This window comes from Micromonospora halophytica, from assembly GCF_900090245.1.
Taxonomy (GTDB): domain Bacteria; phylum Actinomycetota; class Actinomycetes; order Mycobacteriales; family Micromonosporaceae; genus Micromonospora; species Micromonospora halophytica.
The window spans coordinates 54,775-77,053 of sequence record NZ_FMDN01000015.1 but is presented as its reverse complement, the minus strand read 5'-3'; the positions used below and the strand labels follow the sequence as shown (position 1 = coordinate 77,053).

19 protein-coding genes and 1 riboswitch are annotated in these 22,279 nt (G+C 74.3%); of the genes, 9 read left to right on the top strand and 10 right to left on the bottom strand.

Annotation, left to right across the window (positions count from 1 at the left end; translation table 11 throughout):
• Nucleotides 1–70 precede the first annotated feature (70 nt).
• From GA0070560_RS19095 to GA0070560_RS19080, 4 genes are all read left to right on the top strand, one after another.
• Nucleotides 71–1,678 (top strand): hypothetical protein, encoded by a 1,608-nt coding sequence (locus tag GA0070560_RS19095; protein ID WP_091299439.1) that lies wholly within the window; start codon nt 71–73, stop codon nt 1,676–1,678.
• Nucleotides 1,679–1,700: 22 nt separating this feature from the next.
• The gene (gene yaaA / locus GA0070560_RS19090; RefSeq protein WP_091299435.1) at nt 1,701–2,498 is read left to right on the top strand and encodes a peroxide stress protein YaaA; all 798 of its coding nucleotides are present in this window, start codon (nt 1,701–1,703) and stop codon (nt 2,496–2,498) included.
• Between the two features lie 99 nt (nt 2,499–2,597).
• The gene (locus tag GA0070560_RS19085; protein WP_091299432.1) at nt 2,598–3,257 is read left to right on the top strand and encodes a hypothetical protein; all 660 of its coding nucleotides are present in this window, start codon (nt 2,598–2,600) and stop codon (nt 3,255–3,257) included.
• A 64-nt stretch (nt 3,258–3,321) separates the two neighbouring features.
• The gene (locus GA0070560_RS19080) at nt 3,322–4,290 is read left to right on the top strand and encodes a TAXI family TRAP transporter solute-binding subunit (protein WP_091299429.1); all 969 of its coding nucleotides are present in this window, start codon (nt 3,322–3,324) and stop codon (nt 4,288–4,290) included.
• Here GA0070560_RS19080 and GA0070560_RS19075 read toward each other — a convergent pair.
• Both GA0070560_RS19075 and GA0070560_RS19070 read right to left on the bottom strand, forming a co-directional pair.
• The gene (locus GA0070560_RS19075; protein WP_091299426.1) at nt 4,280–5,665 is read right to left on the bottom strand and encodes a sensor histidine kinase; all 1,386 of its coding nucleotides are present in this window, start codon (nt 5,663–5,665) and stop codon (nt 4,280–4,282) included. The two genes, GA0070560_RS19080 and GA0070560_RS19075, sit on opposite strands and share 11 nt — an antisense overlap.
• 10 nt (nt 5,666–5,675) lie before the next feature.
• Complete coding sequence (locus GA0070560_RS19070) at nt 5,676–6,332, bottom strand: response regulator transcription factor (RefSeq protein ID WP_091299423.1); 657 nt, start codon at nt 6,330–6,332, stop codon at nt 5,676–5,678.
• 146 nt (nt 6,333–6,478) lie between these two features.
• Here GA0070560_RS19070 and GA0070560_RS19065 point away from each other — a divergent pair, with 146 nt between their 5' ends.
• Complete coding sequence (locus tag GA0070560_RS19065; RefSeq protein ID WP_091299421.1) at nt 6,479–6,817, top strand: DUF952 domain-containing protein; 339 nt, start codon at nt 6,479–6,481, stop codon at nt 6,815–6,817.
• 65 nt (nt 6,818–6,882) lie between these two features.
• On the opposite strand, the gene GA0070560_RS19060 is transcribed toward GA0070560_RS19065, so the two are convergent.
• From GA0070560_RS19060 to GA0070560_RS19050, 3 genes are all read right to left on the bottom strand, one after another.
• Nucleotides 6,883–8,646 (bottom strand): CDP-glycerol glycerophosphotransferase family protein, encoded by a 1,764-nt coding sequence (locus tag GA0070560_RS19060; RefSeq protein ID WP_091299418.1) that lies wholly within the window; start codon nt 8,644–8,646, stop codon nt 6,883–6,885.
• A gap of 226 nt (nt 8,647–8,872) precedes the next feature.
• On the bottom strand, nt 8,873–10,948 hold the full coding sequence (locus tag GA0070560_RS19055) for a DUF6077 domain-containing protein (protein ID WP_091299415.1): 2,076 nt from the start codon (nt 10,946–10,948) through the stop codon (nt 8,873–8,875).
• A 160-nt stretch (nt 10,949–11,108) separates the two neighbouring features.
• Nucleotides 11,109–11,747: a TetR/AcrR family transcriptional regulator gene (locus GA0070560_RS19050; protein ID WP_170839481.1), complete on the bottom strand. Its 639-nt coding sequence runs from the start codon at nt 11,745–11,747 to the stop codon at nt 11,109–11,111.
• A gap of 178 nt (nt 11,748–11,925) precedes the next feature.
• Between GA0070560_RS19050 and GA0070560_RS19045 the strand changes: the two genes are divergently transcribed.
• The 4 genes from GA0070560_RS19045 (at nt 11,926) to GA0070560_RS19030 (ending at nt 17,037) form a co-directional block, all read left to right on the top strand.
• Entirely contained in the window at nt 11,926–12,819 is an 894-nt protein-coding gene (locus GA0070560_RS19045) for an ABC transporter permease (protein ID WP_091299413.1), read from the top strand.
• A gap of 28 nt (nt 12,820–12,847) precedes the next feature.
• Complete coding sequence (locus GA0070560_RS19040; RefSeq protein ID WP_245675599.1) at nt 12,848–13,648, top strand: ABC transporter ATP-binding protein; 801 nt, start codon at nt 12,848–12,850, stop codon at nt 13,646–13,648.
• 144 nt (nt 13,649–13,792) lie between these two features.
• Complete coding sequence (locus GA0070560_RS19035) at nt 13,793–15,292, top strand: bifunctional cytidylyltransferase/SDR family oxidoreductase (RefSeq protein WP_091299407.1); 1,500 nt, start codon at nt 13,793–13,795, stop codon at nt 15,290–15,292.
• Nucleotides 15,293–15,324: 32 nt separating this feature from the next.
• A complete protein-coding gene (locus GA0070560_RS19030; protein ID WP_091299403.1) occupies nt 15,325–17,037 on the top strand; it encodes a CDP-glycerol glycerophosphotransferase family protein in 1,713 nt (570 codons plus the stop codon).
• 22 nt (nt 17,038–17,059) lie between these two features.
• On the opposite strand, the gene GA0070560_RS19025 is transcribed toward GA0070560_RS19030, so the two are convergent.
• The 5 genes from GA0070560_RS19025 to GA0070560_RS19005 form a co-directional block, all read right to left on the bottom strand.
• Nucleotides 17,060–17,809 carry an alpha/beta fold hydrolase gene (locus tag GA0070560_RS19025; RefSeq protein WP_091299400.1) on the bottom strand — a complete coding sequence of 250 codons (750 nt, stop codon included), beginning with the start codon at nt 17,807–17,809 and terminating at the stop codon, nt 17,060–17,062.
• Nucleotides 17,810–17,945: 136 nt separating this feature from the next.
• A complete protein-coding gene (locus tag GA0070560_RS19020; RefSeq protein WP_170839480.1) occupies nt 17,946–18,794 on the bottom strand; it encodes a C39 family peptidase in 849 nt (282 codons plus the stop codon).
• A 205-nt stretch (nt 18,795–18,999) separates the two neighbouring features.
• Nucleotides 19,000–19,141: riboswitch (cyclic di-AMP (ydaO/yuaA leader) on the bottom strand.
• 306 nt (nt 19,142–19,447) lie between these two features.
• Nucleotides 19,448–20,212, bottom strand: a complete 765-nt coding sequence (locus GA0070560_RS19015) for a hypothetical protein (RefSeq protein ID WP_245675591.1) — start codon at nt 20,210–20,212, stop codon at nt 19,448–19,450.
• Between the two features lie 127 nt (nt 20,213–20,339).
• On the bottom strand, nt 20,340–20,840 hold the full coding sequence (locus GA0070560_RS29130) for a hypothetical protein (RefSeq protein ID WP_211565911.1): 501 nt from the start codon (nt 20,838–20,840) through the stop codon (nt 20,340–20,342).
• A gap of 117 nt (nt 20,841–20,957) precedes the next feature.
• Nucleotides 20,958–22,217, bottom strand: coding sequence for an acyltransferase family protein (locus GA0070560_RS19005; protein ID WP_091299647.1), 1,260 nt, complete (start codon nt 22,215–22,217; stop codon nt 20,958–20,960).
• Between the last annotated feature and the right edge of the window lie 62 nt (nt 22,218–22,279).

Sequence of the window (22,279 nt, the reverse complement as noted above, 5' to 3'; positions counted from 1 at the left end):
TGGGATCGACCACGGGTGCCCGGTGCGGCATGAAACACTCCGGATCGGGACGGCGACGGGGGCGTTGGTCGTGTCGACACCTGCACCGCAGCACCGCGCGCGGCTCGACCCGCCCGCGCTGGTAGCGCTGCTGCTCGGACTGGCCGGGGTGGGCTACCGGCTGGTCCTGACCCTGCTCACCGTCCCCAACGGCAACAGCGACGAGGCCACCTTCGGCCTGGCCGCGCTGCACATCGCCGACGGCCGGGAACGACCGGTCTTCCTGTACGGGCAGCACTACATGGGGATGGCGGAGTCCTACCTGGCCGCGCCGCTGGTGGCGCTGGCCGGGCCGAGCTGGCCGGTGCTGCGGCTGCCCCTGCTGGCGCTCTACGCCGTCTTCCTCTGGCTGTCGTACCGGCTGACCCGCCGGCTCTGGTCGCCGTGGCTCGCCACCTTCGTGGTGGGCCTGCTCGCGCTCGGCACGGAGCGGGTGGTGCGCGACCAGCTCACCGTGGTCGGCGGGCGGCCCGAGGTGAAACCGGCGGTGCTGGCGATGCTGCTGATCGCGGTGGGGCTGGCCGAGCGTCGGGTGGCCCACCGTCCGGCCGCGCTCGGCCTGGCCGGGCTGCTCGCCGGGTTCGCTCTCTGGTCGGACTGGCTGATCGTGCCGTACCTGGCGGTGGCGGGGCTGCTGCTGGTCTACGCGGCCCGGCGGGAGCTGCTCGGCCGGGCCGGCGTGCTGCTGGTGGCCGGGTTCGTGGTGGGGGTGGCGCCGATGATCTGGGACAACCTGCGCGCGCCGCCGGGGAAGGACTCGCTGTCGGTGCTGCGGGAGATCAGCGCCGGGGCCGGGCCGGCGCCGCCGTGGTCGCAGCGGATCGGCGGCGGGCTGCTGGAGGGGGTGCCGCTGGCCTCCGGGCTCTGCCCGGTGACCGGCTGCGCCCGCTGGCAGCAGTGGTTCGGCGCGCTGTACCCGGTGCTGCTGGTGGCCGCCGCGCTGCTCGCGCTGCTCGCGTACCGTCGCGCCGCGGGCCGGCCGACCGCCGAACGGGTCCGGCCGGTCGCGCAACTCACCCTGGTCGCCGGCGCGGCGTTGACCCTGATCGCGTACGTGCGCAGCCCGCTCGCCGCGACCGACCCGCTGGGAAACGCGCGTTACCTGTCGGTGCTGCAGATCTCGCTGCCGGCGGTGCTCTGGCCGCTCTGGGCGGCGGCGGTGGCCTGCTGGCAGGGCACGGTCGGGGTCCTCGGACGGCTGGTCGGGGCGGCCACCACCGCCGCGCTGGCCGGGCTCACCGCCACCGCCGCGGTGGCCACCGGCCTCTTCGTCACCGACCTCGACGCGCCCCGCGCCGACCAGCGCCGGGCCGTCGAGCTGGCCGCCGCCGTGCGCGCCACCGGCCTGCGCGAGGTGTACGGGGACTACTGGACCTGCAACCGGCTCACCTTCGACACCGGTGAACGGGTGGTCTGCGCGGTGCTCGACGACGCCCTCACCCCCGGGCAGAACCGCTACCGGCCGTACTGGCGGCAGGTGGGGCGGGCGGAGCGCCCCGGGTACGTGCTGCCGGTCGACTCCCCGGCGGAACGCCGGCTACGCCGGCTGCTCGGCGACGGCGCGGACGCCGCCCGCCTGGTCGAGGTGGCCGGGTATCGCGTGTACCACCCGCCGAGCGCCGTACGGCCGTGGCGCTGATACCGGCCCGTACGCTGGCCGCGTGCTCATCCTGCTGCCGCCCTCCGAGGGCAAGGCCGACGCCGGCGCCGGCCGCCGGCTCGACCTCGCCCGGCTCTCCCTGCCCGAGCTGAACCCGGCCCGGGAGGAGGTGCTGGCCGCGCTCATGGCGCTCAGCGGCTCCGGTGACGAGGCGGCGGCGCTGGCCGCGCTCGGGCTCAGCGCCGGCCAGCGGGGCGAGCTGGCCCGCAACGCGCGGCTGGACCGGGCCGCCACCGCGTCGGCCGGGCAGGTCTACACCGGGGTGCTCTACGAGGCGCTGGACCTGGCCACGCTGCCCGCCCCGGCGCTGCGGGCGGCCCGCCGGTCGGTGCTGATCAGCTCCGGCCTGTGGGGCGCGGTACGCCTCACCGACCGCATCCCGCCGTACCGCTGCCCGATCGGGGCGCGACTGCCGCAGGTGGGCGCGCTGTCGGCGTACTGGCGGCGGGCGCTGGCCCCGGCGCTGGAGTCGGCGGCCGGCGACGGGCCGGTGCTGGATCTGCGCTCCGGCGCGTACGCCGCCACCTGGACGCCCCGCGGCGAGCGGGCCGGGCGGACGGTGACCGTGCGGGTGCTGCACGAGCGGGAGACCGACGGTCGGGTGACCCGGACGGTGGTCAGCCACTTCAACAAGGCCACCAAGGGGCGGCTGGTGCGCGACCTGCTGCTCGCCGGCGCCCGGCCGCGCAGCGCGGCCGGACTGGTCACCGCGCTGCGTGACCTCAAGTACACGGTGGAGGAGCAGCCGGTGACGACCGGCCGGCCCCGGCAGCTCGACGTGGTGGTGACCGCCCTCTAGGCCAGCCGCAAGATTTCCTCAAGGCTCGGCCGGATCAGTGGAACCGGGCCGGCCGACGGGCCACGGTATGGAGATCCCGAGCCGACGAAGGAGCGGTCGATGGCCCCGCACACCACCCTGCTCGACCGGCCCCGCCCGTCGTCGCCCCCACCGCCGATGGACTGGCTGACCCTGGGCGACGCGTTCGAGGTGGCCTGTCTGGTCCGCTGCACGCCCCCGCCCGCCGCCGTTCGCGGCCCGGCCGAGCCGTACCGGCCGGTGGCGGAGTTCAACCGGCCGGAGGCCGCGCTGCGGTTGCGGCAACTGCTGACCCGGCTCGACGTGCCGGTGGAGCACGAGGTGGTCAGTGGCGGCCTGCGCCGCCGCTACGAGCTGCACCGGCTGCACGTGCCCGGCGAGCACCGGGCGACGTACGCCGAACTGTACGAGTCGGGGTGGCGGCGGGGCCGCCGCGAACTGCTGGGCGGGCCGGCGCCCGGCGCGTCGACGGCCCGGGCGGCCTGGCGGGGCCGGCTCGCCGCGGCGGCCTGGCGCTCCGCGCTGCTCGCCGGCGGGCGGCACGTGCGCCGGCACATCCTCGGCGTCCGGCTCACCGACCGGGAGCTGGCTGCCGTGCTGGTGCGCGGCGCCGCCCTGCTGGAGGTGCCCGCCCTGCTCCGCCCGGGTGCCGGCTGCTTCGTGGTGAGCGTGGCCGACGGCCCGGACCGCCGGAGGATCATGGAACGCGCCGCCCTGGCCCCCGCCAGGCCGCCCGCCTGAGGGCTCGCCCACGACCCGCCACCGGCCTGAGCTTGCGCCGGGGGCGGCCCACGGCGCAGAGTGCATGCCCGTGAGCCGTTGCTGGTCCGCCGCCGGCCGGCGGCGCGTCGCCGCCCCGTCCGCGCTGCTGATGCTGCTGGTCCTGGCGGCGGCCGGGCTCGCCGGCTGCCGCGAGTCCCCCGCCGAGCCGGTGGCGATCCGGATCGCCACCGGCAGCCCCACCGCGGTGTACCACGCCTTCGGGCAGTCGCTGGCCGCCATCCTCAACCGTGAGCTGCCCGGCGTGCGGGCCAGCGTGGTGGTCACCGCGGCCTCGGCGGAGAACATGCGGCTGGTCGGCGCCGGTCGGGCCGAGCTGGGCTTCACCCAGGCCGACGTGCTGCCCACCGGCCCCGCGTCGCAGCCGTCGATCCTCGCGGTGGCCCGGGTCTACGACGACCTGCTGCACCTGGTCACCACCGCCGGTGGACCCGTGCAGACGGTCGCCGACCTGCGCGGCCGTCGGGTCTCGGTGGGCGCCCCCGGCTCCGGCACCGAGATCACCGCGACCCGGCTGCTGGAGGTGGCCCGGCTCGGCGGCGACCGGGTACGCCGGCAGCGCCTCGGCCTCGACGACTCGGTCGCGGCGCTGCGCGACGGCCGGATCGACGCGTTCTTCTTCTCCGGCGGGCTGCCGGTGCGGGCGGTGGACGAGCTGGCCGACGCCTCGGCCACCCGGATCGTCGACCTCGGCGAGTGGACCGAGCCGCTGCGTCGCAGCTACCGCGAGGTGTACGTGGCGCGGGACATCCCCCGCTCGGTGTACGGCGCGGCCCCGGTGACCACCGTGGCGAACCCGAACTACCTGACCGTCCGCGCCGACCTGCCGGAACCCCTGGTACGCGAGGTGACCCGACTGTTGATGGAGCGCCGGGCCGAACTGGCGGCGGCGCACCCCGCCGCCGGTCGGATGAGCCCCCGCTCGGCGATCGCCACCGCGCCGTTGCCGCTGCACCCGGGCGCAGCGCAGTGGTACCGCTCGGTCAAGCCCTGACGGAACCGTCTCCCGGGGCCGGGAACCACACCTCGGCGACCAGGCCGCGCGGGTCGCCCGCGCGCATGGTGAGCCGCCCGTCCGAGGCGTCGACCAGCACCGCGACGATGGTCAGCCCCAGCCCGGCCCCCTCGACGTTCTGCGCGTCCGGCGCCCGCCAGAACCGCTCGGTGGCCTGGTCGAGCTGGGCCGGCGTCATGCCGGGGCCGGTGTCGCGCACCTGAAGGGCGGTGCCGCCGTCGACGGGCCGGACGGTCACGGTCACCTCGCCCTGGACACCGCTGAACTTGACCGCGTTGTCGATCAGCGCGTCGAGGGCCTGGTCGACGGCGGTGGGCACGGTCCGGGCGTACGCCGGTCCGTCGGCGCACAGCCGCAGCGTCACCGCGCGGTGCCGGGCCAGTGGCTGCCACGCAGCGACCCGGGAGGCGGCGAGCGCCGCCGCGTCGACAGTGACCCGCTCGTTCTCCTCCCGCTCGGCGCGGGCCAGGGTGAGCAGCGCGTCGAGCACCAGGGCCAGCCGGTCGGTCTCCTCCAGCGCCAGCCGGTGCTCGGCCCGGCCCTCCGGATCGGTCAGGCTCAACCCCAGCTCCTCGACCCGCAGCCGCAGCGCGGTCAGCGGGTTGCGCAGCTGGTGGCTGGCGTGCGCCACGAAGGCGCGCTGTCGGTCCATCACGTCGGAGACCACGTCGGCCATGTGGTTGAAGCTGGCCGCGAGCCGGCGCAGCTCGGGCGGGCCGAGCTGGTGCTGCACCCGCGCGCCCCGGTCCCCCTCGGCGATCTCGTGGGTGACCGCGTCCAGCTCGGTCACCGGGCGCAGCACCCAGCCGGCCAGCCCGAACGCGGTGGAGACGCAGGCCAGCACGGCGATCAGCCCGATGAAGGCCAGCAGCAGCCACCAGGCGGTGACGGTGCTCCGGACCCGGTCCGCCGGGGTTGCGGTGACCACCGCACCGAGCACCTCGCCGCCGTCGTTGATCGGCACCGCCACCACCAGCGGGCCGTCCACCCACGGCCAGACGGCCTCGGGGGCGCTGAACTGCTGGCCGGCCAGGGCGGTCGCCAACGCCGCCTCGGTGCCCGGGCCGGTCCGCCAGGCCGGCGACACCACGACCGTGCGCCCGTCCCGGTCGACGACGGCCGCGCCGATGCCGTACAGCTCGTCGTAGGCGGCGAGTTCGCCGCCGAGTGGCCCGGGCACGTTGCCGCGCAGCGCCGGCCCGGCCAACGAGGCGAACCGGGTCGCGTCGGCGAGCCGGTCGGCACGGACCCGGTCGGTCTCCCGGGAGGCGAGGGTCGCCGCGAGCGGCGTCTCCAACGCCATGAGCACCAGCACCATCAGCAGCAGGTAGCTGATGACCAGTCGACGACGCACCGCGGGCCTCTCACTCGGCGCGGAGCCGGTAGCCGACCCCGCGTACCGTCTCCACCAGGCGGGGGTCGCCCAGCTTGCCGCGCAGCGAGCCGACGTGCACCTCGACGGTGTGCCGGTCGGCCCAGGTCGTCCCCCAGACGTCGAGCAGGATCCGGTCGCGGGGCACCGCAACCCCGGGCTGGCGGGCCAGCGAGAGCAGGATGTCGAACTCCTTGCGGGTCAGCGCCACCGCACGCCCGTCGACGGTGACCGTACGGGCGGCGACGTCGATGCGGACCGGCCCCGCCTCGATCAGGTTCCGCGTCGGCACGGTGTGCGCCGCCCGGCGCAGCACCGCCTCGATCCGGGCCTGGAGTTCGACCATGGAGAACGGCTTCACCACGTAGTCGTCGGCCCCGATGCGCAGTCCGAGGACCCGGTCCCGTTCCTCACCCCGGGCGGTCACCGCGATGATGCCGAGCTGCGGACTGCGTCGGCGCAGCTCCCGGCAGACGTCGGTGCCGTCGCCGTCGGGCAGGGTCAGGTCCAGCAGCACCAGGTCGCACGGGGCGGCGGAGAGCGCGGCGGCGACGGTGGCGGCGTGCTCGACCTCGTACCCGCGCCGGGTCAGCGCCGAGGAGAGGGCGGCGGCCACCCGTCGGTCGTCCTCGACCAGCAGGATGCGCACCGGTGACTCCCTTCCGTCGTACGGATGACGTGCGAATGGTGGCAGAAGCGCGCGAGCGGCGGGAGGCCCGCCTCCGGCGCGGACGTCCGGCGGGCCGGATCGGGCGAGGAGGCCCGGGCGTCGGGGGCGGGCCGTAGGCTGCCGGAATGATCTACAAGCTGGTGCCGATCGCAGACTGGGCGCGGGTGGCGGCCGAGCAGGAGGTGCCGCCGTCGGCCCTGGACCGCCAGGACGGGTTCATCCACCTGTCGGCGCAGGACCAGATCGTGGAGACCGCTCGGCGGCACTACGCGGGGGCCACCGGGCTGGTCCTGCTCGCCGTCGACGCCGAGCGCCTCGGCGGCGACCTGCGCTGGGAGCCGTCCCGTGGCGGCGCGCTCTTCCCCCACCTGTACGGGTCGCTGCCGGTCGAGGCGGTCGTCGGGGTGCACGAGCTGCCGGCGGACGTGCCGGTCGCGGACGCGGTCGCCGACCTGCTGGGCTGACGGGCCGACGCACGCGGGCCCGGGACGACGCGGTGTCGTCCCGGGCCCGTACGGTGCCGGTGGGGTCAGCGGCAGAGCCGCGCGATCTCCTCCTGGAACCGGTCCATCGGGTTCGCCTCGGCCGGCCCGAGCAGGTACGTCTTCAGCTCACGTCGGGCGTCGGTCATCGGGTCGTCGCCGGCCCGGGTCAGCGCGAGGATCTTCTCCAGCTCACCGCAGTCCACCGAGAGCAGGTACGCCGCCCGCGAGGTGGGGAAGTCCCGGCGGAACTGGTCCTCCGGAAGGCCGCTCGGGTTGGCCACCACGTACGGCCGCTGGCTCTGCACGAAGTCGGAGACGACACTGGAGACGTCGCTGATCAGCAGGTCGGTCTGGTTGAAGCAGTCGAACAGCGCCGGGACGCGGCCGGTCACCACCCGGTGGGCGGGCCCGTCCAGCGAGGTCGCCTCGGTGTCGCCGCCGGCCGCCCGGATCAGCGCCACCAACCGCTCGTGCACGGCCTTGGCCTCCTTGGACCGGGAGCCGGTCAGCGGGTGCGGCTTGTAGATCAGCCGCACCGCCGGCGAGGTGGCGAGCAGGCCCTTGACGATCCGCTCCCCCATCAGCACCAGCGAGGTGTGGTACGGGTCGTCGTCCAGCCAGCCCTCCCAGGTCGGGGCGTAGAGGACGGTGAACGGCCGCTGCACGGCCTCCGAGCCGAAGGTGTGCACACCGGCGAGCTGCGGGCGTCCGATCTCGACGATGTCCTCGTCGCGTACGCCCACCCCGGCGCGGGCGTAGCGCTCACGACCGGCCAGGCCGGCGACCCAGACCTCGTCGTACACCTTGCTGTACGGGTTGACGCTGGCCTGCTTGTCGCTGTCGCCGTGGCCGACGAAGACGTGCTTCATGCCCGGCTCGCGCAGCATGTGGATGTTCGCGCCGACGTTGGCGGCGTAGAGGGCGGTGCGCACGCTGCCCAGTTCCAGGTTCATGAAGTCCACGCCCGCCGGTACGCAGATGACCGGCAGCCGGGTGTCCGCCAGCTCCTGGAACGCCTCCCTGCTGCGCATCAGCACGACGCCCCGCTGCTGGAGCGCCTCGGTCGGGGCCAGCCACATGTTGGCCTGGTAGACGTCCTTGGCGGGGCCGGCGAAGTAGAGCGCCACCTCGGGGCGGTAGCTGTCGAGCCAGCGCTGCACCTGCGCCAGCAGCTGGTCCTTGCCGGTGCCGGTGCCCCGGCCGCGCAGCCAGGTCAGCACGATGATCGCGCCGACCACCGCCGCGACGGCGACCGCGACCCCACCGACGAGAAGGACGGGGGCGACGTCCTCCTGGACGGCCGCCACCACGGCGGCCGGGATGAGCAGCACGTTGATCACGGCCATCCGCACGCCGGCGTTCTCCGACGCCCACCGCGGGGGGCGCGGCGCGGACCGGATGGCCCCCAGCTCGATGTTGCGCACCAGCGCGGAGAGCGGGTTACGCCGGTCGATCATCGTGTTCAGCGCACCGCCGAAGACCGCGGCCACCCAGACCACCGCGGGCAGGAGCAGCAGCCAGGTCAGCTCGACCGGGGTGAGCGGCACCGTGGCGGCGACCAGCAGCACGGTGGCGAGGTCCCGGCTGAGCTGCCGGTAGCCGCTGTTGAGGCCGACCTTCTCCAGCAGCACGTCCGACGGTGGCGACCACCGGGTGAGGGCGTACTCGCCGACGACGGCGGCCAGCCCGGCGACGGCGAAGACGGGCACCCAGCCAAAGGTGCCCGCGACGAGCATGACCAGGTAGGACAGCACCAGCAGCGCGCTGCGGGCGGCCGTGCCGATGCGTCCTGTCAACGTGCCGAACAACGAGTTCGCTCCCTACGAGATCGATGACGGGCCGGGCCCGACGGCGGTCGACGGCACAGTGCGACCCGGTGGCCGCCACTGCACCGTGACCGGCCGACCGGTCGGACGGTGACTGCGACCTTAACGCGAAGGGACGTTCCGGCATTCTTCGGGTAGCGGGCCCATGACGGTCACACCGCATGCGATCTTCCGTACGACGTCAGGGCCCCGGCGACCTGCCGGCGGCTCAGCCCGACCGGCCGAAACAGGTCATGGCGCCCGGCTTCTTGCGCTGGGCGAGCTGTTGGAAGCCCATGTCGACGGCCATGTCCCGGGCGTGACGGTTGCCGTTGTAGACGCAGATGGTGCCCACGCCGACCCGCTGGACCGCGGCCTCGACCTCGGCCCGGGACGGCTTCTCCGTGCCGTCGGCGAAGCCTGCCAGCAGCGTCCGGTCCTTGGCGAACTCCGATTCGAGGTCGTACTCCACCAGGTAGAAGTCACGGGGCAGCACCACCCGCACCTCGCTGGTGACGATCAGCGAGGTGCGCATGATCACCGACGGGGCGAGCAGGAGCCCGTCCGGCCGGTCCTGCCCGGCGATCCAGAAGGCGATCTTCTGCCGCTGCTGGGGCAGCTTCCAGGTCGGCCGGTCCTGCATCTCGACCCAACTGTCCGGCGACCACATCGGGGTGGCCCAGACCGCGAACGAGACGACCATCGCCGCGGCGACGACGGCGCCGACGGCGCCGCGCAGCAGCCGGGACGGCGACGGCACGTCGACCGTGCAGAGCAGACCGATCAGCGTCGGCAGGGCCAGCAGCCACGGCACCCGCCAGAGCACCACCGAGATGCCGCTCAGCTCGCCGAGCACCTCCAGCACCCCGGGAACCAGCAGCACGCTCATCGTCAGCGCCGCGCCGGCGGCGAGCAGCGCCGGGGTGCGGCGGCGGGCCAGCAGCGGCCCGCACCACAGGGCGAGCCCGCTGATCACGCCGACGATCCCGACCATCAGGGTCCGCCGGTAGGTGTACTCGGCGTCGAAGAAGGCGTCGTCCGCGCCGGCCGCCTCCGTCCCGCCCAGCAGCAGCCGGGACACCACGATCGCCCCGACCGGGTACGCGACCGCGGCGATCCCGCCGATGACGGCGTCCTTCCAGCGGCCGACCAGCAGCATGGCCAGCCCGGCGGCGCCCACCAGCATCGGCAGGATGATGGCCGAGGTGGTGGTGAGACCGGTCGCGGTGACCGAGAGCGCGAAGATCATCAGCAGCGACCGGCGGGACCGGGTGTCGAACCACTCGGTGAGGTACAGCCACATCAGTGGGATGACCGCCGAGACGAACATGCCCTTGCCCTCGTAGAGCCGGGGCAGGTGGAAGGTGCCGAGCGCGGCGTCGGCCCCGGCCACCAGGTAGAGGTAGGTGACGGCGACGCTGAAGGCGAGCACCGGCCGGCGCGGCGCCCACCGGTGGGTCAGCCGCCACAGCGCCAGGACGGCCAGCACCGCCATCGCCGGCAGCGCCAGGTACCAGGTGGCCGAGGCGCCGTGGATGCCGAGCACGTGCCCGAGCGCGCCGGTGAAGACCTCGATCGACGGCGTCGGCGGCTGCGAGCCCATCGCCGGCAGCACGTTCTCGCTGAACAGGAAGTCGTTCATCGGCACGGTGTCGCGCTCGGCGACCCAGGTCGACTTGCCGACGTAGTAGACGTCGTCCGGGGTGTTCCGGACGATGTAGAGCGAGGAGATCGCCACGCCGACGGAGACGAGCAGCGCGTACGCCGACTGGAGGGCGGTCGGGGCGGGCGCGGTGGGCGCGGGACCGGCCCGCCAGGCGCGGCGGGTCAGCAGCATGACACCGACGGCGGCGACGGCGCCGGCGGCGGCCGGGATCCACCAGGAGATCGGATCGCCGGCCTGGGTGCCGGCGAGGCCGGCGGTGACCGCGGCGACCACACCGGCCGCCACCACCGCAAGCAGCCAGCGGCGCGGCGGAACGGCGTCGGCGGGCGCCTCGGCGACCGGCACCTGCGACGCGGTCCCGGCGTCGCCACGACGCCAGGCCCGGACCGCGACCACGCCGGCGAGCACGACGCAGCCCGCCACCCAGGTCAGGAAGGTCACCGACGGGCGCAGGTCGACGACGAGGGCCGCGTGGTAGAGCACCGTCCAGAGGGCGAAGCCGAGCACCGCGGCGTCGACGACGACGGCGGGCGCCGCGGCGAGCAGGGACCGCAGGCGGCCACCGCGCGGCGGTTGCGGTCGGTCGGCGGCGTCCGCCGCGGGGCGCGGCGCGACGGCAACGGGATCGGCGTCAGACACGAATCGTCCTTGTCGTCGTACGGGCGAGGTGCGCGAAGAGCGCGGGGGCGGGCGGCGGCACCAGGCGGTCCGCTCTGCTCCGGTCCGGACCGAGACTAGCCGCAGCGGTCGGTTCGTGAGCTCCGGGCGGTGGCCTCGGGGTGTCGCTTCGTGGTCATGGTCACCCGCCGACCGACGCATCCCGCTGCCGGGGCAGCGCCGTCTCGGCGGCCAGCCCGGCTGCGACCGACTCCACCAGCGTCTCCAGGTACGTCCCGGTCAGCGGGGTGCGGGCGATGGCGAGTCGCCAGTAGAGGGGACCGACGATCAGGTCGACCGCGGCGTCCGGGTCGGTGCCGACCGGCAGTTCGCCCCGCTCCACCGCCCGGGCGATCAGCCGGCCGCCGATCTCCTGCTGTTTGGCGCGCAGCACCTGCTGCAGGGTCTGGTCGATGGTCGGGTTCCGGGCCGCCTCGGCGAGCAGGTCCGGGATGATCTGCGAGGCCAGCGGGTGGCTCAGCGCGTGCGCCACGACCTGGAACAGCAGCGCCAGGTCACCGCGGAGGGTGCCGGTGTCCAGTGCGGGCAGCTTGCTGCCGGCGGCGGCCACCACCGTCTCCAGGACCAGGTCCAGCTTCGAGCTCCACCGCCGGTAGATGGCCGTCTTGCTGACCCCGGCCCGGCGGGCGACCGCCTCGATCGACAGCCGGCCGTAGCCGACCGCGGCGAGTTCCTGCATCAGCGCCCGCCGGATGGCCCTGGTGATGTCGCCCCGGAGCACCGCGGCGCCGGCTGGCGTACGCCTCTTCTCGCTGGTCATCGGGGTATCTCCGCACCTGTCACGCAGGCCAGGGTAGCGCAACGACGGTACGGTTGCGTCCCGACGTGTTTTGCACTACCGTCCACGCAGCGACGAGGCGGCCCTCCCGCGCACAGCTCCCTCTAAGATTCCATCGTCGCGCGCATCCCTTTGGCACGAAAGATCGGAGCGCCCTTCCATGGCCGACACCGCGCTGGTCGACCCCGCAACGGGCCTGACCCAGGCGCAGCTGGCCGCCCGGCACGGACTACGGGTCGCGGGCGAGCGCCCCTCCCTGGCCGAATACAGCCGCCGGCTGTGGGCCTACCGGCACTTCATCGCCGCGTACGCCAACGCCAAGCTCGTCGCCTCGTACAGCAACGCGAAGCTGGGTCAGATCTGGCAGGTGCTGACCCCGCTCACCAACGTCGCGGTCTACTACCTGATCTTCGGCGTGGTGCTGGAGCAGAGAGAGATCCCGAACTTCATCGCGTACCTGAGCACCGGGCTGTTCATCTTCAACTTCACGCAGACCGCGGTGCTGGCCGGCATCCAGTCGATCAGCGGCAACCTGGGGCTGATCCGGGCCCTGCACTTCCCCCGGGCCAGCCTGCCGCTGGCCGCCACGCTGACCCAGTTCCAGCAGCTGCTGGCGTCGATGGTGGTGCTGATCGCCATCGTGCTGGTGACCGGCGAGCCGATCACCCTGGACTGGCTGATGCTGGTGCCGGCGTTGCTGCTCCACGCGGTGTTCAACGCCGGGGTGGTGATGACGGTCGCCCGGCTCGGCGCGAAGGCCGGCGACCTCAAGCAGGTCATGCCCTTCATCCTGCGCACCTGGATGTACGGCTCCGGCGTGCTGTACAGCGTGACGCTGTTCACCCGGCTGCCGGAATGGGCGGCGACGGTCATCCAGTACAACCCCATGCTGGTCTACATCGAGCTGGCCCGGCACGCGCTGCTGGAGCAGGCGCCGGTGCTCAACGGGTCCCTGGTCCAGCTCTGGCTGGTCGCCCTGGCCTGGGCCCTGGCGACCGGGATCGGTGGCTTCATCTACTTCTGGCGCGGCGAACAGGAGTACGGCCGTGGTTGAGCACTACGAGGCGTCCAACGACGCGACGATCACCCTGCCCCGGGTCGAGGAGCAGATCCCCACCGAAGAGCGGATCCCGACCGTGGTGGTGGACGACGCACACGTGATCTACCGGGTGCACAAGGGCGCCGGCGGCGGCACCACCCCGGTGGCCGCGCTGCGGCGGCTGATCAAGCGCACCTCCGCGCCGAACGTCCGGGAGGTGCACGCGGTGAAGGGGGTCACCTTCACCGCGTACCGGGGCGAGGCGATCGGGCTGATCGGCAGCAACGGCTCCGGCAAGTCGACCATCCTGCGGGCCATCGCCGGGCTGCTGCCGGTGAACCGGGGCGCGGTCTACACCCAGGGCCAGCCCTCGCTGCTCGGCGTGAACGCGGCCCTGCTCAACGACCTGTCCGGCGAGCGGAACGTCACCCTGGGCTGTCTGGCCATGGGCATGCACCCGGACCACGTGGCCCGGATCGCCCCGGAGATCATCGAGTTCTCCGGGATCAACGAGCGGGGCGACTTCGCCAGCCTGCCGATGCGCACGTACTCCTCCGGCATGGCGGCCCGGCTGCGGTTCTCCATCGCCGCGGCCAAGAAGCACGACGTGCTGCTGATCGACGAGGCCCTCGCCACCGGCGACAAGGGCTTCCGCAAGCGCAGCGAGAAGCGCGTGCGCGAACTGCGTGAAGGCGCCGGCACGGTGTTCCTGGTGAGCCACCAGCTCTCCTCGATCCGGGACACCTGCGAACGGACGATCTGGCTGGAATCGGGCGTCCTGCGGATGGACGGGCCGACCGACGAGGTCATCCGGGCATACGAGGCATTCTCGAACAGCAAGTAAAATCACCGTGAACGCCGCAGTGCCGACACGGTGCCGGAGACCGCGTCGCCCCGTTGGGGCGACGCGGTCCGCGCGTTAAGGTTCATCCCGTCGCCAGGCTGGCGCAATCTTTCGTTCAGGTATCCCTGAGAGTGAGGATCGGCAATGACGCAGGACCACACCACTGGCCCGGACGCCGCACCGGAGAACCCGGCGCCGTGGCGGCCCTCGCGGACGGTGGCGGTGGTACTGGCCGGCGGCACCGGGACCCGGCTCGGCCTGGGCATCCCGAAGCAGCTGCTGAAGATCGCCGGCAAGCCGATCATCGAGCACACCCTGGCCGTCTTCGAGGCCGCGCCGGAGATCGACGAGATCATCGTGCTGATGGCCACCGGCCACGTCGACCAGGCCCAGCAGATCGTCGACAAGGCCGGCTTCCGCAAGGTCAGCAAGGTGATCGAGGGCGGCGACACCCGTAACGCCACCACCCGGATCGCACTGGACGCGGTGGGCGAGGGCGACGTCAACATCCTCTTCCACGACGCCGTACGGCCGCTGGTCAGCGCCCGGATCGTGCGTGAGTGCGTGAACGCGCTCTGGACCTACTGCGCCGTGGACGTGGCGATCCCCTCGGCCGACACGATCATCCAGGTCGACGAGAACGACTGCATCACCGACATCCCGGTCCGCGCCACCCTGCGCCGCGGCCAGACCCCGCAGGCGTTCCGCTCCGGCACCATCCGCGAGGCGTACCGACGCGCCGAGGGCGACCCGAACTTCGCCGCCACCGACGACTGTGGTGTGGTGCTGCGCTACCTGCCCGGCACGCCGATCAAGGTGATCGACGGCTCGGACGAGAACATCAAGGTCACCCACCCGGTCGACGTGCACCTGGCGGACAAGCTCTTCCAACTCGCCGCCGCCCAGGCCCCGCGCCTGAGCGACCGCGGCTACACCGAGGAGCTGACCGGCCGGACGGTCGTCATCTTCGGCGGCAGCTACGGCATCGGCCACGACCTGGCCGAGCTGGCCCGCCGCTACGGTGCCCAGGTCTTCCCGTTCAGCCGCTCCAGCACCGGCACCCACGTCGAGCGCGCCGAGGACGTCGAGGCCGCGCTGAAGACCGCCTTCGAGGCCACCGGCCGGATCGACCACGTGGTGGTCACCGCCGGCATCCTGGAGAAGGGCGCGCTGACCGACATGGACCAGGAGACCATGGACCGGGTGCTCCAGGTCAACTTCGTCGGGCCGGTCATCGCCGCCCGGCAGTCGCTGCCGTACCTGCAGCAGACCAAGGGCCAGCTGCTGCTCTACACCTCCAGCTCCTACACCCGGGGCCGGGCCCGGTACGCCCTCTACTCCTCCACCAAGGCCGCCCTGGTCAACCTCACCCAGGCGCTCGCCGACGAGTGGGCCGAGTTCGGCGTACGGGTCAACTGCATCAACCCGGAGCGCACCGCCACCCCGATGCGCACCAAGGCGTTCGGGGAGGAACCGGAGCACACCCTGCTGGCGGCCGAGACGGTGGCCCAGTCCTCGCTGGACGTACTGATCTCCGACCTCACCGGCCAGGTGATCGACGTACGCCGGGCGCCGGGCGAGGTCCCGGCCCAGCCCGCCGCCGCCGACGCCGACCGGCTGGCCGGCGGCGTCGCCGCCGGCTGACCCCGACCCATCAGGCGAAACGGGCGAGCGACATGCGTGGTGACCTGGTCAGGAAGCTGATCGCGCGGGGCCTGACCACCGGCCTGGCCGTGGTCGCGTTCCTGGTGGTGGCGCTCACCGGCGCGACCGGCGCGGGCCTGGCGCTGGCGGTGGCCGCGCTGGCCGCGGCGGCCGTGGAGCGCCGGGTCCGGGCCAACGCCGACATCACCGCCGAGACGGTGCTGCTCGCGGCCGGCATCCTCATCGGGTACGCCCGCCGGCTCGACAACGGCTTCGACCCGACGCTGACGGCGACCGCGCTGGTGCTGCTCGGGCTGGTGCTGCTCGTCGGTCCGCTGCGCGACGCCGGCAACCTGGAGATCCGGGCGGCCAACCTGCCGGTGCGCACCTGGACGCCGGTGGTGGCCGCGCGGCTCGGCGGGGTGCTGCTGGCGCTGCTCGGGGCGGTCGCGGTCGCCGCCGCCCTCGCGCTGCCCGCCGTCGTCGCGCTGGCCGCCGCGCTGCTGGTGACCGCCGGGTGCGGGGCGGTCGGCCTCGACCTGGCCCGGCGACGGTTCCGACCGGGCGCCGGGGGCGGGCCGGTGACCCGGGCGCTGCGGGCGCACCAGCCGGAGTTCCTGCTCTACTTCTCCGCCCCGCCCGGGTCGGAGTACCAGGTGACCATGTGGCTGCCGTACCTGGAGCGGCTCGGCCGGCCGTTCCTGGTGATGCTGCGCGAGCCGGAGTTCCTGCCGACCATCGCCGCGGCCACCTCCGCCCCGGTGGTCCACTGCCCCACCCTCAAGGCGATGGACGAGGCGCTGGTGCCGAGCCTGCGGGTGGCGTTCTACGTCAACCACGGCGCGAAGAACAGCCACTGCATCCGGTTCCACCAGCTCACCCACGTGCAGTTGCACCACGGCGACAGCGACAAGGCGCCCAGCGCCAACCCGGTCTCGGCGATCTTCGACCGGATCTTCGTGGCCGGCCCGGCCGCCATCGAGCGGTACGCCCGGGCCGGCGTGGAGATCCCCGCGGAGAAGTTCGTCGTGGTGGGCCGGCCCCAGGTCGAGGCGATCGAGGTACGCGCCACGCCGGCCGGCGGCCTGACCGGCCCGACCGTGCTGTACACCCCGACCTGGACGGGGCACCACGCCGACGCCAACTACTGCTCACTACCGGTTGCCGAGACGCTGCTGCGCCGCCTGCTCGACCGGGGTGCCACGGTGATCCTGCGGGCCCACCCGTACACCACGCAGAACCCGGCGTCGGCGCGGCAGCTCGCCCGGCTGACCGAGCTGCTCGCCGCCGACCGGTCCCGCACCGGCCGGGCACACCTGTGGGGTGCGGCGGCCAGCCGAGAGCTGACCCTGACCGACTGCGTCAACCGGGCCGACGCGCTGGTCTCCGACGTGTCCGGGGTGATCTCCGACTTCCTCTACTCCGGCAAGCCGTACGCGGTGACCGACATGGGGGTGGACGGCGACGACTTCGTCGCCCGGTTCCCGCTGGCCGGCTCGGGCTACGTGCTGCGTCGGGACATGTCCAACGTGGACGACGTGCTGACCCGGCTGCTGGACACCGACCCGCTGGCCGAGGCCCGGTGGGAGACCCGCCGCCGCTACCTCGGCGACTTCCCGGCCGCCTCGTACGCCGAGGGCTTCCTGGAGGCGGCCCGGCGCGAGCTGGACGGCGCCTGGGAGCCCCCGTCGCCGCGCACGTCGGTGCCGGTCGAGCGGGGCGGCACCTTCTCCCCCGCCGGCTGACCGCCCCGGTCGGGCCGTCGTCTCAGCGGTACGCGTCGAGCAGCGCGAGCACCGCCGCCGGGTCCTCGACGTGCGCGTTGTGGCCCAGGCCGGGCAGGGTCACCACCGGCACGCCGACCTCCTCGAGCTGGGCGTCGGTGACCATCGGATCGTGCTCGCCCCGGGCCAGCACCACCGGCACGTCGGTGGCCGACAGCAGCGCCGCCAGGTCGGGTGGGCCGACCGCGAAGGCCGCCGGGTCCATGGCCAGACGCCACCGCCCGTCCACCCGCCGCAGTCCCGCGTCGACCACCGGGTCCTCTGGCGCGAACAGGCCGGTCAGGCCGGCCACCCGCAGGTAGCGGCGAGCCGCCTCGTCCCGGGTGGCGAACCAGGTCACCGGGCGTCGGGCCAGCTCACCGGCCTTGGCCAGCTCGGTCGGGGACCACACCGCCTTGATGCCGAGCCCGACCACGGCGTCGACCGGCAGCCCACCGGCGCGGGCGGCCAGTGCCAGCGCGACCACACCGCCGAGGGAGTGACCGAGCAGCACCAGCCGCCGGGGCGGCCGGTCGCCCAGCCGGGCGAGCCCGTCGGCGACCCGGTCGGCCAGACCGGCGAAGGAGTACCGCGCCAGCGGTGGGGCGTGCCCGTGGCCGGCGAGGTCGGGCGCCAGCCAGCGGCCCGCCCAGCGCTCCTCCAGCAGCGGCGCCCAGGGCAGCCACACCTCGCCGGTCGCCCCCATGCCGTGCAGCAGCACCAGGACCGGTCCGCGGCCCGAGTCGTCGTCCATGCGCCGCAGTGTGCCATCGCCGGCACAGTCGGCGCGAGTGCCAGGATGCCCACCACGACGGCCAGGCAAGCGCGGTCGGACGCGCACGGGCGCCGGTCCCCCGGAGGGGATCGGCGCCCGTGGCGTACGCGCGGGATCAGGCGGAGTAACCGCGGGTGGCGATCCAGTTCGCGAGGTCGATCGTGGTCATCCAGTACTCCGGCAGGTTCGGGTCCGCCGAGTCGGCGACCCGCACCAGTTCGCCACCGTCGCGGTAGCCGACCACGGCGACGTAGTGGCCACCCGGGAAGGAGTGCCATCCGCCGTTGGTGTCGGTGGCCGTGCCGGCCACGTTGGCCACCACGCCACGCTTGGCGGTGACCGCGGCGACGATGTCGGCCTGGAGCTGGTCGATCTGGGCGGAGCTCGGGGTGCCGGCGAACATCCGGGTCCGGTACGGGTCGCCCTTGACGACCTGGTTCAGCACCCGGGTGGTGTCCTGCGCCGAGTTGGTGCCCATCTCGGTGGTGCCGAGCGGCCCGGCCAGCTCGTCCTGCGTCCGCTCGATGCCGGCCGCGCTGAGCGCGTTGCGCACCGCCGCCGGACCGCAGGTGTAGTAGGTGAACTGGGCCTGGTAGTCGTAGTCGAGGACCTTCGACGACGGGGGCTTCGGGGCCGCCTTGCGGGTCACGTCGGGGTCGGCCTTGGCCTTCGGGGGGCTGGCCGACCTGGTGGCACTCGCCGAAGGCGAAGGGCTGGCCGCCGGGGTGGTGGCGGCGACCCGGGCCTGGGAGCGGGTGGCCACGTCGGCCAGGCGCGGAGCCGCCTCGGCGACGGCGGCCGGGGCCTGTTGGCGGGCCGGCGACTCGTCGGTGCCGGCGAGCAGGGCGCCGGTGCCGGAGGCCAGCAGGAGGGCTGCGGCGGAGCCGGCGACGACCTGGTACGGGCGCTCGGTGGCCAGGCGCCGCAACTGCCGCTTCAGGTGGTGCTTCAACGTGTCCTCCACGGTACGAGGGCGGGAGCGGCACGCCGGACCGGCGCGTGACGGGGCGTCACACGCGGATCGGGGATCTCAGGCCGCTCGGCGGGGGGAGCGCCCGGGCGACCGGGCGTCGGGGGCGGATGCCGGAGTTCAGGACGCGACGGCGCGACCTACCGGCGGATGCACCCCGGTACCGAGGCAGGGATGGTGTGGTGCTGCACGAGGATGGAACTCCTTCCGACGCCGCCTACCGGGTTAGCTGACGGATTCGGGCGGGAAGATCGCCCTACCACGGGCCGTGGCCCGCGGATTCACCCCAGTGGTGCATGGGTCCCCGGTTCGTGGAATCCACGATTGAGCGGGTCGACGCGGCGTCGCCTTGTGCGATCGGGAACCGCGCCGGACCGAAGTGACAGTACTGGTCGGTATGCGCCTCGCCAAGCGCTCCGAGCTGCGTAAACCTGATCAAGACGAGCAATTTCCGTGCAGTTCTGCACTGACGTCACTCAATGGGACAAGCGGTTGTCCGGGCACCGGCGGGGGACAACCGGACAGCCGCGACCACACTTCCCCGACGCACCGACGCCACTGTCACGCTCTGTCACCAGAGTCCGGTTCCCGCCGGCCGTGACCGGGCTCACCGAATTCCGGGTAACGATTTCGGCGCTCTCCGCCGCTCAACCGACCCGGGCCGGCCGTAACCGCGCCGCCGAGGACGCGGGCGCCACCGAGGGCGCGGTCCGGGGCACGGCGGGCACCCGACCGGGGCGCAGCCGCTGCGCCGCCGCGTACGCCTCGGCGGCGAGCGCACGGGCCGCGTCGGCCGCCAGATCGGCGTCCCGCCACGCCGACCGTTCCCGGGCGACCGCCCGCCGGTAGTCGTCCCGCCGGCTGTCACGTACCGCCCGGGCGAGCAGCACCTCCTGCTCGACCGGGTGCCGCCGGGGATCCCAGCCGTCGCGGTGGGCGAAGACGTCCCGCAGCCGCTCCACCGGCAGCTCACCCCGCCAGTGGGCGACCACCGCCGCCTGGTGCAGCCAGCGCTCCCGGGCGGCGTACTCGGCCGGGGTACGCGGGGTGCGCGGGACGGGCAGCGCACCGGCCCCGGCGAACCGGCGGGCGGCCGACTCCGCCTCGTCGTACGCCGACCAGGCCCGGTCCACCTCTTCCTGGGCGGCCAGCCACATCTCGCGCCAGCGGCGGGCGGTCTGCGCCGCGCCGGACGCGGCGACGGCGACCTCCTCGGCGTACCGGCGCAGGTCGGCCGCCTCGACGGCGACGTCGGCCGGGGCCGGTTCGGCCGCCGCCTCGTCGGACCGGCGGTCCCGCTCGGGGCGGGCCACCAGCACGGTGAGCACGGTCAGGGCGAGCACGAGCAGCGCCGACCAGATGGCGGCAGCGGTCGGGACCTCGATCAGGAACTGGTAGAGGACGGTGTTCACGGTGGGCACCTCCCGGGAGCGGGACGCGGAAGAGGAGCCCGCACCACGCGACGGGCGACTGGGCCCAGGGGCGCATGCGGGGGTGAGGTCGGAGGGCGTGTGGTCGCGGGTCGTCGCCGCGCGGCGGTCAGCCGGCGGGCGGCGCGCGCGGGCCGGAGCCGGCCGGCGACGACCCGCTCAGGGCGGGCGGCGCGTGCGGCTGCGGGGCGGCCGGGCCGCCCGGCGCGTCGACACCGGGCCCTTCGGCGGCGCAGGGCGCGACCAGCGGGGCGTCGGGGAGGGCCGGAACCGCGCCACGGACGTCCCGGCCTGGCGCCGCGGCGGGGGACCCGCAGCCCGGGGCCCTCGCGGCGGCAGGCGCCAGGTACGCCGGGCCGGCGGGCACGGCCACGGGCCGGACCAGAGGCTCCACGCCTGCGTGCCGGACCGGTGGCGCCACGGCGGCGGGCGCCGAGGGACCGGCGAGGAACGCGGCGGCGGGCGGGACCGCACCGGCCGGCAGGGCCACCCCGTCCGGCACGGCGGAGCCACCGAGGGAGAGCGCGAGCGCCACGGCGAGGCCGGTCAGCAGTCGGGAACTCCAGCGCGCCACCCACCACAGAGGACTGGTGAGCGCGACCGGGAGCACGGTTCCACGCTACCGCCGATGCCACCCGGGCGCAGCGGCGCCGGGCGTGTCGCGGCATCCGCCGCGAGTGGACCCTGGCCGGCACGTCGCGTCCGCCACCGGCCACCGTGGAGACCGCTAGGCCGGGTCGTGCCGGTGTGCGTACTCGACGGGTCGGCCGGCGGGCGCCTCGCCGACGGCCGGCCGCGGCGGCGAAGTGGCCACGGACCGGGGCCGGGGGGTGGCGCCGGCACGAGCGACCGGGGGCGCGGTGTCGCCCGGACCGGCGACGGCGGTCGGTGGACCGGCGGGCGCCGGGCGGCGGCGGGGCGCGAGGCGGCGCATCATCGGCATCTCGACCCAGCGGTGCATCAGTGCGGCGAGTAGCAGGTTGACCGCCAGGAAGCCGAGCACGACCAGCGGGCCCCACCAGCCGGGCAGCCCGACCCCGAGATGCCCGGTGGCCCGCAGCACGGTGACCATCACCAGCACGTGCACCAGGTAGAAGGCGAACGACACCTCACCGAGCCAGACCAGCCGGGGATGCCGCCACGGCGAGCGCCGCCCGCGCACGTCGGCGTCCGCCGCGGCGGCGATCACCAGGACGTACGCGGCGGAGAGGATGGCTGCCCACAGTTCGGCCCGGATCCACTGTGCCGCGACCACCCAGGTGGCCACGAAGATGGCGCTGGCCAGCGGCAGGGCCGGCCCGCGCCACCGGCCGCGCCGCAGCAGCTCGGCGGCAGCCACGCCCAGCCAGAACTCGGTCGAGCGGACCAGCGGGAAGATCTGGGTGAACCACCAGGTGCTCTCCTTCGGCACCAGGAGCTGCCCCGGCCAGAGCGCCACGATCAGCAGCGGCACCGCCACCACCACCGCCCAGAGCAGACCGGCGGGGGCCCGGCGCAGCGCCGGCAGCACCAGTGGCAGGCAGAGGTAGAAGAACAGCTCGCAGGAGAGCGACCAGCTCACCGTGTTGATGCTGTAGAAGTAGCCCGGGGTCGGGTCCCACGCCTGCACGAGGAAGAGGTTCTCCAGGGCCGCGCGGGGCACCACCGGGTCGGCGAACCACCACATCACCAGCAGGGCCGCCGCCCAGGTCAGTACGTGGTTCGGGTAGATCTTGGCGAGCCGCCGGCGCCAGAAGTCGCGCCGCCGCTCGCCGTCGCGCGCCGACCAGACCAGCACGAAGCCGCTGAGGATGAAGAAGAACTGCACCCCGGACAGGCCGAGGGTGAACACCCCGTCGACCACCGCCTTGGCATCGGGGTCGCCGACGATCCGCATGGTGCCGGCGTGGTAGCCGAAGACCAGCATCGCGGCCACCCAGCGCAGCCCGGTCAGCGAGGGCAGCCGGCTGGCCGCGCCCGGGACCGCCACGCTCACCGCGCTCGTCATGCCGGCCACCCGACCGTCGCCACGCTCACCCGCACCAACTCCCTCTCCGGCCGCCATCGGGC